General features: G+C 59.6%; 14 protein-coding genes. 8 read left to right on the top strand and 6 right to left on the bottom strand.

Annotated elements, in window-relative coordinates; all coding sequences use genetic code 11:
- Positions 1-65 precede the first annotated feature (65 nt).
- Genes ACZ1HN_RS16240 through ACZ1HN_RS16230 form a run of 3 tightly spaced genes read right to left on the bottom strand, consistent with a single transcriptional unit; the run spans position 66 to position 3,570 of the window.
- Entirely contained in the window at positions 66-998 is a 933-nt protein-coding gene (locus ACZ1HN_RS16240) for a glycosyltransferase family 2 protein (RefSeq protein ID WP_472728254.1), read from the bottom strand.
- A gap of 3 nt (positions 999-1,001) precedes the next feature.
- Positions 1,002-1,955 (bottom strand): glycosyltransferase family 2 protein, encoded by a 954-nt coding sequence (locus ACZ1HN_RS16235; protein ID WP_472728253.1) that lies wholly within the window; start codon positions 1,953-1,955, stop codon positions 1,002-1,004.
- Between the two features lie 4 nt (positions 1,956-1,959).
- Positions 1,960-3,570 (bottom strand): peptide chain release factor 3, encoded by a 1,611-nt coding sequence (locus tag ACZ1HN_RS16230; RefSeq protein ID WP_472728252.1) that lies wholly within the window; start codon positions 3,568-3,570, stop codon positions 1,960-1,962.
- A 189-nt stretch (positions 3,571-3,759) separates the two neighbouring features.
- Here ACZ1HN_RS16230 and ACZ1HN_RS16225 point away from each other — a divergent pair, with 189 nt between their 5' ends.
- On the top strand, positions 3,760-4,134 hold the full coding sequence (locus ACZ1HN_RS16225) for a BrnA antitoxin family protein (RefSeq protein ID WP_472728251.1): 375 nt from the start codon (positions 3,760-3,762) through the stop codon (positions 4,132-4,134).
- A gap of 69 nt (positions 4,135-4,203) precedes the next feature.
- On the top strand, positions 4,204-4,569 hold the full coding sequence (locus ACZ1HN_RS16220; protein WP_472728250.1) for a SnoaL-like domain-containing protein: 366 nt from the start codon (positions 4,204-4,206) through the stop codon (positions 4,567-4,569).
- A gap of 88 nt (positions 4,570-4,657) precedes the next feature.
- Here the strand turns inward: ACZ1HN_RS16220 and ACZ1HN_RS16215 are convergent, their stop codons facing one another.
- A complete protein-coding gene (locus ACZ1HN_RS16215) occupies positions 4,658-5,497 on the bottom strand; it encodes a universal stress protein (protein ID WP_472728249.1) in 840 nt (279 codons plus the stop codon).
- 84 nt (positions 5,498-5,581) lie between these two features.
- Positions 5,582-6,583, bottom strand: coding sequence for a Hint domain-containing protein (locus tag ACZ1HN_RS16210; protein WP_472728248.1), 1,002 nt, complete (start codon positions 6,581-6,583; stop codon positions 5,582-5,584).
- A gap of 134 nt (positions 6,584-6,717) precedes the next feature.
- Here ACZ1HN_RS16210 and ACZ1HN_RS16205 point away from each other — a divergent pair, with 134 nt between their 5' ends.
- Entirely contained in the window at positions 6,718-7,497 is a 780-nt protein-coding gene (locus ACZ1HN_RS16205; protein WP_472728247.1) for an SDR family oxidoreductase, read from the top strand.
- Positions 7,498-7,619: 122 nt separating this feature from the next.
- A complete protein-coding gene (locus ACZ1HN_RS16200; protein WP_472728246.1) occupies positions 7,620-8,747 on the top strand; it encodes a DNA alkylation repair protein in 1,128 nt (375 codons plus the stop codon).
- Between the two features lie 55 nt (positions 8,748-8,802).
- Here the strand turns inward: ACZ1HN_RS16200 and ACZ1HN_RS16195 are convergent, their stop codons facing one another.
- Entirely contained in the window at positions 8,803-9,279 is a 477-nt protein-coding gene (locus tag ACZ1HN_RS16195; protein WP_299699317.1) for a hypothetical protein, read from the bottom strand.
- Between the two features lie 183 nt (positions 9,280-9,462).
- On the opposite strand from ACZ1HN_RS16195, the gene ACZ1HN_RS16190 reads away from it, so the two are divergent.
- The 4 genes from ACZ1HN_RS16190 to ACZ1HN_RS16175 are packed head-to-tail and all read left to right on the top strand — an operon-like array spanning position 9,463 to position 12,618.
- The gene (locus ACZ1HN_RS16190; protein ID WP_472728245.1) at positions 9,463-10,818 is read left to right on the top strand and encodes an SLC5/6 family protein; all 1,356 of its coding nucleotides are present in this window, start codon (positions 9,463-9,465) and stop codon (positions 10,816-10,818) included.
- 36 nt (positions 10,819-10,854) lie between these two features.
- Positions 10,855-11,943 carry an ABC transporter ATP-binding protein gene (locus tag ACZ1HN_RS16185; protein ID WP_472728244.1) on the top strand — a complete coding sequence of 363 codons (1,089 nt, stop codon included), beginning with the start codon at positions 10,855-10,857 and terminating at the stop codon, positions 11,941-11,943.
- Positions 11,940-12,287, top strand: coding sequence for a Lin0512 family protein (locus tag ACZ1HN_RS16180; protein ID WP_472728243.1), 348 nt, complete (start codon positions 11,940-11,942; stop codon positions 12,285-12,287). Before ACZ1HN_RS16185 ends, ACZ1HN_RS16180 begins: the two co-directional genes overlap by 4 nt.
- Entirely contained in the window at positions 12,280-12,618 is a 339-nt protein-coding gene (locus ACZ1HN_RS16175) for a Lin0512 family protein (protein WP_472728242.1), read from the top strand. Before ACZ1HN_RS16180 ends, ACZ1HN_RS16175 begins: the two co-directional genes overlap by 8 nt.
- Positions 12,619-12,623: the final 5 nt, after the last annotated feature.

The raw sequence follows: 12,623 nt of genomic DNA, 5'->3' as shown, positions 1-12,623 counted from the left end.
AGTGGCCCAAAGGGGGCACCGTGCCCCAACATGCTGCGCGTCCATAGCAAAGGCGCTGCTTCGCGTCAAACCGCGCCGTTGGGGAAATGCTTGGCCATCAGGGCGTCGAGGCTCAAATCGACCTCGCGCAAGAGACCGTGCGCTTGCAATCGGGCACGCATGTCGGGGCTGTCGCCGATCACCTCGTCATAAAACGCACGCAGCCCATCTTCGCCCTCAGTCGCTTCCAGATGCTTGAACATCTCATGTAGTGTCATTCCACCTTTCTCGGGTGTCATGGCAGGCTTGAGTTCCGCGCGGTAGGACCCCTTTTCGAGCCGGTATGCATAGGTGGCCCGCCAAGCCTCCCAGGATTTGGCGTGACAATGCGCGAGTGCGATCTCGGGCAGTTCGACAGCGTTCGGTAACATCTGGCCGCTTTGAAAGGCATTGTGGATGCGGACCTGGATGTCCGGGAGGCCAGTACGAACAAAGAGTTTGCCTGCAACATGGCTGAGGAAGCCACCTTTCACATATGCGCCGAATGTGGGGTAAGTCGCGCGTACGATCTTTGCCCTGTTCGAACCCGGTGGCAGATATGCCTTGAGCGCGTTGTTAGACCCGCCTAGCACCTCCATCGGGCGGACGCGGGCGTGTTGTTGTTTGGTGTCCAAAGCCGCCAGATGTTCGGACACTGACTGGTCTGGCAGCAGAAATTCGTCAGCATCCATGTGGATCAGCCAATCCACCTCAGGCCGCCGGTTGTACGCATGTGTCGCATTCTTTGTCTGGCGCACCTGATGCTTGACTGGACGCCCACTCTGTTGCTTCCAGTAGGTGGCATTGCATGTTTGAACGCGCACTTTCGGGTGCTTTTTCAGATGGTTGAAAGCGTCCTGATTGTCATCGTCCAGATAGATGTAGAGCCGATGCGCGCCCAGCTCGATGTGATGGGCCGCAAAGCGCAGGATGTCTTGGGTCGGGGCAAGAATGGTTGCTGAGAGACCCCACTTGACCATCCCTCAATCCTCCAGATTTCCGAAGAAACGTTCGACCTTGGCATCCAGGTTCAGCGCTTCTACGCGAAGCAAACCATGTTCCTTCAAAAGTGCAATTCGCTCCTTTGTAGGGACACAAAGCTCTGTATGGAATGCGCGCAATGCGTCGGGTTCCGGGTCATCCATCAAAGCCCTGAAGAGGTGACCCCGCAGGTTCGTTTCACCGTTGCGGTCATGGTAGCTGCCCTTTGACAAGCGGTAGGCCAAATGCCGTTCAAACGTTTTGAAATCGGGGGCGTGGGCGTGCCCGAGTTCGACACCCGGAAGCAGTGCGGCCCCCGGAACCGGCTGACCGGCATGGTGCAGCGCGTGGATGCCTAGGCGGACATTTGGCAACCCGGTGCGTGCCGCAATTTTTGGGGAACGTGTGCCGATGAACCCGCCGGGGATGTGCTCTCCGAACACCGGGTAGATGGTACGTCGGATCGTCTTTGAGGCCGGGCGTTTGAAGTGATACGGGTCTGAGGAACCCTCCATCATTTCAACAGGTTGCAGTTCGATATGTGACGCATTGGACTCAACTGCGGCCAACAGGTCCGCAAGCGGGTGCGGGCTCAGAATAAACTCGTCCACATCGATATGTATCAGCCAATCCAGTTGGCTCATCCGGTAGGTTCGGGCGGCATTGAACATTTGCCGCCTCTGGTGGGTTGTCCGGGCACGGCTGGGCTTGCCTTCCCAATACCCGTCGTCACATTGAGTGAAACGCACCCGTGGATGTGCGAGCCGTTCAGCGATGGATGGGTCAGGCACATCCAGATGGATGCGGATGCGTTGGGCGCCAAGATCGAGGTGAAAGGCGATGAATTCCGCCACCTTGCGCAATGGCGCTTTGACAGTGGACACGATGCCCCAACGCAGTTTTGTCGGGTCTGTTTGAACCGGCTGCGGGACCGGGATTTGCGGCCCGTTGGTCATGTCGTCAGACCATCATTTCCTTGGTCGCGCTCAGTGTCACATCCGGATAGTCGCGGGCGACGCGGTCGATGTCCCATTGCAGACGGGTGAGATAGACGATGTCGCCATCGTGGTCGTGGCTGATGTGCTGTTTGTTGCTTTCCGAAAATTTATCAACGGCTTGTTTGTCACCGCTCACCCAGCGGGCAGAGGTGAATTGTGATTGTTCGAACCGCACGGGCAGCCCGTATTCCAGCTCGATCCGGCTGGCGAGTACTTCGAATTGCAGTGCGCCAACTACACCAACGATAAAGCCCGCTCCGATGGACGGTTTGAAAACCTTGGCCGCCCCTTCCTCTGCAAATTGCATCAACGCCTTTTCCAGATGCTTGGCCTTCAATGGATCACCGGCGCGGACACCTTGTAGCAGTTCAGGCGCAAAGCTGGGAATACCTGTAACACGCAAAGCTTCACCTTCGGTTAACGTGTCACCGATGCGCAATTGGCCGTGGTTCGGAATGCCGATGATGTCGCCGGCCCAAGCCTCTTCCGCCAGTTCGCGGTCAGAGGCGAGGAACATAACAGGGTTCGAGATCGCCATGGGTTTCTTGGACCGCACATGGGTCAGTTTCATGCCCCGTTTGAAGTGGCCCGACGCCATGCGGACAAAGGCCACACGGTCACGGTGCTTGGGATCCATGTTGGCCTGTACTTTGAAGACGAAACCGGAAACCTTTGTTTCTTCTGGTGAAATCTGGCGCGGTTGGGCGGACTGAACCTGTGGCTGCGGGCCATAGTTGGCGATGCCGTTCATCAGTTCCTTGACGCCAAACGAGTTGATCGCCGAGCCGAACCAGATCGGTGTCAGCGTGCCTTGCAGCATCGCCTCGGCATCCAGCGGTGGCAGCAACTCGCGGGCCATTTCAAGTTCTTCGCGGAGCTGGTTCAATTGTGCTTCGGGCACGTGCTCGGCCAGCTTGGGGTCGTCCAAGCCGTTGATTTCAATGCTTTCCGCGACCTTGTTGCGGTCCGCGCGGTCCATGAGTTCCAAGCGGTCGCGCAGGATGTCGTAGCAGCCGATGAAGTCGCGTCCCACACCGATGGGCCAGGAGGCCGGAGTGACGTCGATGGCAAGGTTTTCCTGAATTTCGTCAATGATCTCAAAGACGTCGCGGCTTTCGCGGTCCATCTTGTTACAGAAGGTCAGGATGGGCAGGTCACGCAAGCGGCAGACCTCGAACAGTTTTTGCGTCTGGCTTTCGACCCCCTTGGCCCCGTCGATCACCATGATCGCTGCATCCACGGCTGTCAGCGTACGATAGGTGTCTTCGGAGAAGTCGGAGTGGCCAGGCGTGTCTACAAGGTTGAAGCGGAACGTGTTGGTTTTGCTTGTGAAATCAAAGGACATCGCCGAGGCTGAAACCGAGATGCCGCGGTCTTTCTCCATCGCCATAAAGTCGGAACGGGTGCGCCGTGCCTCACCCTTGGCGCGGACCTGTCCAGCCATCTGAATGGCCCCGCCGAACAGCAGGAACTTTTCGGTCAGGGTCGTCTTGCCCGCGTCGGGGTGCGAGATGATCGCGAAGGTGCGGCGACGGGCAATTTCGGGGGGCAATTCAGGGCGGTTATCCAACATGAGCGCCGTATATCCGGGGTCTTAAACCGGGGCAAGCGCGGCATGTTTCGGGGTCAGCAGCAGGGTGTCACCCCCAGTGTAGCATCCGTACACCCCCTGTGCACCCCCAACGCGCGCATCTGTCAGGGCGTGTTAATCCTTTGGTGACAATCTTGCCCTGTGCGCAGATCGCAATCAGGAGCCGAAGCCATGCACCAGAGCCAACGCAAAGCCCAACTGGACCTGATGGTGACGCTGGACCGTCATCAGGGCGAGATGCGGTACAAGCATATCGAAGAATCGATCCCGGCAGCCTGGAACGGTCTGGATAGCTTCGATGGCATCAAGCCGCACAAGACACGCGTCACCATTCGACTGGATGCGGACATGGTGAGGTGGTTTCGCAAGTTGGGGCCAAACTATTCCCAGCGGATGAACGATGTATTGCGCATCTATTGGTCAGCACTGATGGGTGGTCAGATCACGGCCTTTGTCGGGGACGATCCGATGCCGCGGATGTCACTGGAGATGAATGCGCTGAACAAGCGGATGAAAGAGCTGAACGCGGAAATGGGGATCACCTGAGCCGTCGTGACAAAAACTGTCAGTGGGACGGCGTAGGGTTGGGATATTCATTTCAACGAGGATATCGCCATGACGCTAAATGAAATTGCCGACAAACTGGTCGAAGGCTGCCGCAACAACACCTCGGCCGACAATCTTGACGCGCTCTATGCCGCAGATGCCGTTTCGGTCGAAGCGATGGACAATGGCATGGGGCGGGAGGTGCAGGGTATTCCGGCGATCCGGGGCAAGCATGAATGGTGGGAGACCACGTTCGACGTTTTGGATGCCTCGGTTTCGGATGCGATGCTGCACCCGGACGACCGCTTTGCCGTGATCTTTGAGCTGAAGGCCAAGCACAAGGAAAGTGGTGAGGTCACCGACATGAAGGAAGTGGCGCTGTATACAGTTGCGGATGGGAAGATCGCGCGGGAAGAGTTTTTCTACTCGGTCTGAGCTTACCCGTTTGTTTCTTTCATCAATGATGTGCGCGAGAGGCGCATCGAAGTCTCTCGCGCTTTTTCAGCAGTCTTTGTAATGCTGGTTAAGGTCTTGCGATCAATACATCGCACAGGGGTTCCCGCATGAGGTCGGTCGCAAGTGAGCCAAGCAGGCTCCGCGCAGCGCCGACCCGCCCGTGGGCACCCACCGCAATCAAGTCAACGTTGCCCGCGTCCACCTTGCGGCGCAGAATGGGGTAGGGCACGCCCGCCAGAATTTCGAGCTGCTCCATCTGCTCCGATGGTAGGTCCTCGCCGCGCATCCAAGCTTTTGCTGCACTTTCTGCCTCTTGTCGGAACGACGCTTCGATGGCGTCGGCGGCGGCCTTGGTCTGCGACAGCATGCCAGAATAGGGGATGTGCAGCGCGTGCACCGGGTGAATGGTGGCGGTGGGGGCCAAGGCATGTGCCATCCGCATGGCGCCGCTGCAGGCCGGGGAAAAGTCGCAGGCAGACAGAACCGTGGAATAGGCATGGTCGACCCGGTCTGTCACCAGAAGAACAGGTGTTGATATGCGCCGTACGATGCGTTGCATCGTTGTTTCACGCACGGCGTCCAGAAACGGGCGTTGACGGTGCGTGCCCATGACAAGCAAATCCACCTCGTCTGTGCAGGCGCGAATGATGTTGGCGCTGGGATCCCCTGGTTCGGCCTTGATCGTCACGTTCACCCCGTCGCAGACCGAGGTGACGAACCGGTCCAGCGTGGCGCGGGCCTTTGCGTGCAGGGTGTCGATGATCTCCAATGGCATCGCATCGTCCAGCACCGTCAGAACCGTCAGCGCAGCACCATGTTCACGCGCGATTTGCGCGGCCCGGCGCACGGCCCGATCAGACCGGATGGACAGGTCTGTGGCAACAAGGATCGAGGTCAGCTTGGTCATTGATGTCTCCGTTTCAGGTGCTTGAACCTGATGTGGAGACTGCGACGCCTGCTTGCCTTGATATGCGTCAAGCGTCGGCGGATTTCAGCGCGTTGATGCCCGTTTGAGCAATTCGGCAACGTCTGGACGGTCCAAAAGCGTCTCGGTCACATCGAGGCCGGACAGGCCCGTGTCGGTGTGCGAGGTGAGTTGCGATGAGACCTCTTTGGGCAAGACAGGCATTGTCCGCGTGTCGATCAACATGGATTCCGCCGCAATGCCTTCGGCATAGATGATCTGGTGGGTGTCGAACAGAAGTTCGAAATAGTCCACGAACCCACCATCCTGTACCGTTACGCTGTCATTGTTGACCAGATGCCTGGCCTTGACGAGAAGTTCGGAACGGCCAGCGCCGAGACGATCCTTGCGCTGGTAAATGAACAGCCGGTGATCGGGTGAAACGATCAGGTCGCGGTCATTGTTCAATGTGCCTGCGCGAATGCGGATGGGGGCGAAGTCGCCCGTCGCCCGAACCGTCGATTGACCAACCCATCGCACCTCTTGCACACCATCATTGCGCGTCAGCACGCGCTCTCCGACCACCAGGTCTTCGATCGGTTTTTGGGCGCCGGAGGCCATAGTAATATGGGTGCCGCGGGTGAATCGGGCGCAGGTAAGATGCGCAAGTTTACTACGCGCTTCGTCCCGTTCGATGCCGACAAGGGCGTAACCGATCCGCGGAGCCAGCCGGGCGAGTGGCAGCAGGTAGACCTGATTGATATTGCCTGCAGCGTCCACTTCGACCAGTACGATTGCGTCCGTGATGTGCCCATCTGGTGACATGAGCGTGAGGGCGCAATCGAGGTGGATGGCCGCCCCGGGCGCGCCGCATTCGCTGCCTTCCGCGACGGTCAGGTGAGCCGGGTCACCGGCATGTGTCGACAGCCGCATGGGCTGGGCTGACGCGGCCAGCGCATAAATATCATCCAGCAGCATATCGTCCGCGTACGTCAAAGGGTCGCCCAGATTGGCGCCTTCACTCACCACAAAGTCTTCTGCGCGGAAGACGGACATGCTTTGCGCTGGTGTATGGGCGATCTTCGTCATCTGATTTGCTACTTGGGTAATATACCACCCACTTAAATAGAATTGTGCCCCCCGGTCAACGATTTGGTCTTTTACTGGCGCATCAGTGAACGTCCCGTTACCTGTTGGTGTGAAAACTGAATGGGAGAGCGATCATGGATCTTGGAATTGCAGGCAAGCGAGCGGTTGTGTGCGCCTCGTCCAAGGGGCTGGGTCTGGGATGCGCCGAGGCGCTGGCGGCTGCGGGTGTGCATCTGGTCATGAATGCGCGTGGCGCCGAGGCTTTGGAGACATCGGCAGACGCGATCCGCGCGGCGCACGGCGTTGATGTGCAGACTGTCGCGGCTGATGTGACAACGGCCGAGGGGCAGGGCGCGTTGGTCGCGGCTGCTGGTGATGCCGACATTCTGGTCAACAATGCAGGCGGCCCGCCCCCGGGCATGTGGCATGACTGGGACCGTGACGATTTCATCAAGGCACTGGATGCCAACATGCTGGCCCCCATTGCCCTGATCAAAGCCCTTGTGCCCGGTATGATGGACCGCGGCTGGGGCCGGGTCGTGAATATCACGTCACAATCGGTGAAAGCCCCCATTCCCGTGCTTGGATTGTCCAATTCGGCCCGGGCGGGTCTGACCGGCTATGTCGCGGGCACCTCGCGGCAGGTGGCGAACAAGGGCGTGACCATCAACAACCTGCTTCCCGGCATTCATGCCACCGATCGTGCGGATGCGCTGGATGGGGGCGTGGTTGCGGCCAAGGGCATCACGTTGGAGGAAGCCCGAGCCGAGCGTGCGGCCACCATTCCGGCGGGCCGCTATGGCACACGCGAAGAGTTTGGCGCGGCTTGTGCATTCCTGTGTTCGCAGCACGCGGGCTTTATCGTGGGGCAGAACCTGTTGCTGGATGGCGGTGCGACTGTGGCGACAATATAAAGAGCGGTCGCATCGGCAGACGCGGCCAGTGGCAAGGGTCGCTTCTGCTGCCAAAAACTGTCAGCGTCCCGGGGCTATTGGGACTGTGCACGCAACCATCTTTGCATTGAAGGATAGACCCAATGGCCAAGGCGCAGCCGACTTTTTCGCTGAAAGACCAACTTTTCAATGCGGAGTCCTTGGGTGACTTGGCGGATGAGTTTGTAGCGGGCGTTCCCGGCTTTGACCGCGATGCTTTTCATGTGGCTGCCCTGTCGGGCATCGCCGAGCGGTCGCTGATGGAGTGTCTGGATTGGTTTGCGGACTGTTTGGAGCCGCATCTGGCGGCCGATTTCCCGACGATGGCGGACCAGTTGCAGGCGGCGATGCCGCCCCGGCTTGACCCCACGCTGCGCGATGACGATTTTGGGCGCTTCATTCACGCAGTGCCGGGGGTGCTGGCGGTCCGGCACGGGCTGGAGGATCACCGTGAGCGCGCGTTGGACCTGCTCTATGAAGCCACGCAACGGTTTTCCATGGAGTTTTACATTCGTGCTTTCCTGAACCGGTGGACGGACGAAACACTGGCCCGTCTGCAGATGTGGGCCGGAGACGACAATTACCATGTACGGCGGTTGGTCAGTGAAGGGATGCGGCCCAAGCTGCCCTGGGCGCGAAAGGTCGAGCTGACGCTGGATCAGACCTTGCCGCTGTTGGACCGTTTGCAGGCGGATCCCACGCGGTTTGTGACCCGTTCTGTCGCCAATCATCTCAATGACGTGGCCAAGACCGAGCCTGATGCCGTGCTGGAGCGGCTGGCCGCCTGGGAGGCGCAAGCCACGCAGGACGCCAAAGAGCGCGCGTGGATGCGCCGCCATGCGCTGCGGACGCTGATCAAGGATGGGCATCCGGGCGCAATGGATATGCTGGGCTATCGCGGTGATGCGCACCTGTCGGTATCTGTTGATGTCGCCACGCCAAAGGTGCCGTTGGGCGAGGGGTTGGCATTCACCGTCACGCTGGAGGGGGCGGAGGCAACCCCCGTGCTGGTCGACTACCGCATCCGGTTTGCGCGGCCCGGGGGTAAAACCGGTGAAAAAGTGTTCAAGCTGAAGGTGGTGGAGGTGAAGCCTGGCAAGCCGCTGGTGCTGAAAAAGGTACACAAGCTGAAGGCCAATGCGACGACCTTTGAATTGCATCCCGGCGCACATGGGCTGGTTGTGCAAGTGAACGGAGTGGACCGTGCCGAGGCGTTATTCGACATCGTTTAGGGTCGGTGCGTGCACTCTTTGCTGCGCAAATTCGCCCACCCACCGACCCTGATGATCATTCAGCCTGATCCATATTGATGGTCATGATGCTGTTGTTGGCACCGTAGGACCACTTGTCCTGCGCGGCGACAATAGAAGCGGTCACAAGGCCAACCACCAAACCGGCGGGCGAAGCGGCGCCCACTGCGGTGCCGTTCAGGACTGGGTTGACTGTTTGTTTGCCGCTGAGGCCGGGTGCCTTGCAATCAACACGCAGGGCGGTTGGTTGCCCTTTGAAGATGGGCATGCGAACAATGGCTGGTGTGACGGCCGAGCCGGTGAGTTCGGCTGAGTCAAACGTGCAGCGCGCGCCCACAACTTCGCTTTGATTGCCGTCCTTGCGCACGAATGTACGCATCGTGGGTTCTGTAAATCCGAGTACTTGGCGTCCGCTTGTTTTCATGCTGACCTCGACGGGTGCTTGCGTGACCTCGGCATAGTCGCAGCCCGCCACAAGGAGACATGCGGCAAGCACACTGGCTTTCAGTTTCATGATGGTTCCGTACCTTTGTTGGTTTTTTTGGTGCCGCAGTCTTGCCATCCCCGGTTGATGCATCCAATCGGCGATTGACGCGACCTAACGTCAGCTCACAATCCGGTGCAGACGTGCAACATGCGTGGCCAACCCCAAACGTCAGTGTTACCGCTGCGATCAAATGAAATGGGGTGAGCAGCAATGGATCCATTTGTATTGATTGTACTTTTTGTTGTCCTGATCGGGGCGAGCGTGCTGGCGGCGCCGCGCCGCGTGTCGGTCGAGGGGTTTTATTCGGGTCAGTTGGCGGGGCAGGCACCCGGTTTGTGGGTGCTGGTGCTAAGCCAGGTCACGACCTGGATCTTTGCCCGCAGCCTGATGAACGCCGCCATTCTTGGCTATTTCTACGGGATTGCCGGCACGTTGGCCTACACCGCTTACTACGGCAGCTTTCTGACCGGTGGCTTCATCGTCGCGCGGTTGCGGGCGAAGGGGGCAATGTCCGTTCAGGATTGGTTGCACGACCGGTTCGGTGCGCGCGGCACCGTGGCTTACAACCTTGTCATTGCGCTGCGCCTGCTGTCCGAGGTGTTTGCCAATCTGTTGGTGGTTGGGTTGATTGCAGGTGCCGTGATTGAGGGTAGTGGCACGTGGGCCATCCTGATCGTGGCCGTTGTCGGGCTGGCCTATTCCGCGTGGGGAGGATTGAGTGCTGCCTTACGTACAGATGTCGTCCAGATGTCAGTTTTTCTTGGCGTGTTTGGCCTTGCACTCCTCTACCTTGTGCTGAGCCCAGGCTTTTCGCTGGGGGCTGTGCTGACCGCCTCGGGCACGGCGGGCGCATGGAATGGGTGGGTGTTGCTCGCTGTTGCGGCGCTTCAGGTGTTTTCCTATCCAGCGCATGATCCGGTGATGATGGACCGGGGGTTCATTGCGGATGAAGAGACCACGCGCCGGTCTTTCTTGCACGCCTTCTGGCTGTCGACCTTCTGCATCATCGGGTTCGGGTTCTTTGGCATTCAAGCAAGCCTTGTGGGGGCAGAGTATAAGGGCGAGTTGATTGGCACATGGGGGACAATGTTCCCGATGTGGGTCTTTGCCCTCTTGATGCTGTCGCTGCTTGTGTCGGCCCTGTCGACGCTGGATTCAGCCTTGTCCTCTTCGGCTCGGTTGGTGGTTGAGGAGTTGGCGCTGGCACCGCGCACGCTGATGGGCGGGCGTGCTGTGATGGTGGTGTTCATGGTGTTGGGCGCGGCATTGACCCTGTGGGGAAATGCGACGCTGTTTGATGCCGTGGCCGTCAGCGGTACCGCGTCGATGTTCCTGACACCCGTGCTGATCGTGGGGCTGGTGATGGGCTTGCGCGTGCCAACGTGGTCTTATCTGCTCGCCTTTGCCGCTGCCATGCTTGGGGCTTTGGCCTATTTCGGGCGCGCGTGGCCTGTCTTTGCCTCTGTCCTGCCGGAGGGTCACAAGTACGAGCAATTGCTGGTGATTTGTGTTTTCGTTCTGGTCGCCGGCTTTGCGGCAGTGCTTGCGGGCGCGCGCCGGGCCTGATACGTCCCGACTGTTTTGATCGGGTATGGGGACGCCGTGACTGCACCTCGGCTGGAAATTCGCAATCTTGTGCGCAGCTTTGGTGGGCGGCGTGTGGTCGATGGGGTGAGCCTGTCGATCCAGCCGGGGCAGGTGACGTGCCTGCTGGGGCCGTCCGGGTGCGGAAAATCAACGACCTTGCGCATGATCGCCGGGGTCGAGATGCAGGACTCGGGCGAGATCTATGTCGACGGCAAACTGATCTGTGACACGCGCTTTCGTGTGCCGCCCGAGCGGCGCGAGATTGGCTTGATGTTTCAGGACTTTGCCCTGTTCCCGCATCTGAGCGTTGAGGGCAATATCGCCTATGGCCTGTCGGGCAGTCGTGACGAAAAGCGCGCGCGTGTGGTCGAGATGCTGGCGCGGGTGCGCATGTCGCGCTTCATCGATATGTATCCGCACCAGTTGTCTGGAGGTGAGCAGCAGCGCATCGCATTGGCCCGGGCCTTGGCGCCTCGTCCGCGCATCATGCTGATGGACGAGCCATTCTCGGGCCTCGACAACCGGTTGCGCGACGGTATTCGGGACGAGACTTTGGCGATCCTCAAGGAAGAGGACACAGGGGTTTTGTTGGTCACGCACGAGCCGGAAGAGGCCATGCGCATGGCCGATGAGATTGCCCTGATGCGGGATGGTCATATCGTGCAGCAGGGTGCACCGTATAATGTTTATACCCGTCCAGTGGATCGCGCGTCTGTTGCATTTTTCAGCGATGCCAATAGGTTGCGGTCCGTTGTTGAAGGGGCCTTGGCGATAACGCCCTTTGGTCACTTCCTGGCCCCGGGTGTGGCGGATGGCACGCAGGTGGATATCGTTTTTCGCCCTCAGCATGTGAAGATCGACTTCGACCGTGCGGGGATTGGTCCCAGTCCGACGGCGACGGAGGGGACGGCGGCGCGGGCCCATGTGGTGCGGGCGCGGTTCATGGGCAATGAGAGCCTTGTGGAGTTTCGTCTGGATGACGGGGTTGCCCAGATCAAGAGCACCGTGCCGGGCGTGTTTCTGCCGCAACCCGATACCGTGATGTGGCTGCGCGTCCGGCGCGACAAATGCTATGTATTTCCAAGCGCGGAGGCGGCGGAATGAGTGGACCGATGATTGTGGAATTCGGCCTGGGTACGTCCTTGCGCCGGGGCAGCTATACCGAGGCGGCGGCGCGGGCTGTGCGCGCGGCGTTGTGGCGCAATTCGATCAACCTGGCGGAATATATGGGGGTTGGCAAAGAGGATATGCGCATCGAAGTGCATATCGGCTGTGCCAAGCCTGAACTGGTGGACACCGACGTGTTGGCCGAGGTGTTCCCCTATGGTGAGACCTCTTTCGTCGTCGGGCATGGCGGTCTTGATGTTGCGCGGCCTGAGGGGCAGGGAAACCCGACAGTGATGGCGCAGGCGGCGTTGATCGTGTCGGTGGAGGTGCCAAATGCCTGAGCAACGGTTGATCATCGAGATGGCGCAGGGTGTTGATCTGCATGGCCGCGATGACACGAAGGCGGCAAAGCGCGCGGTGGAGCAGGCTTTGCAGGGCGCGTCCTTGCCGATCTTTGGCACGTTGGGTGTGGACCGCGAGACGATGCGCGTTGTGGTGCATGTGGCTGTGCCACGTCCCGAGGCTGTGGATGTCGATGTGATCGCAGGTTTGTTGCCCTATGGGGCTGTCGAGGTGGTCGCCGAACAGGGCGGGCTGGATGTGCCTGTGGCCGGTGATGTCGCGGTGATGGCTGTCGCAGCCATCGAAGTGTTCCTGCCGGTGCGGGGGTGAGATTT

The organism is Tateyamaria sp. GN1-10 (assembly GCF_055693845.1).
This window is presented reverse-complemented; position numbering and strand designations above follow the sequence as displayed.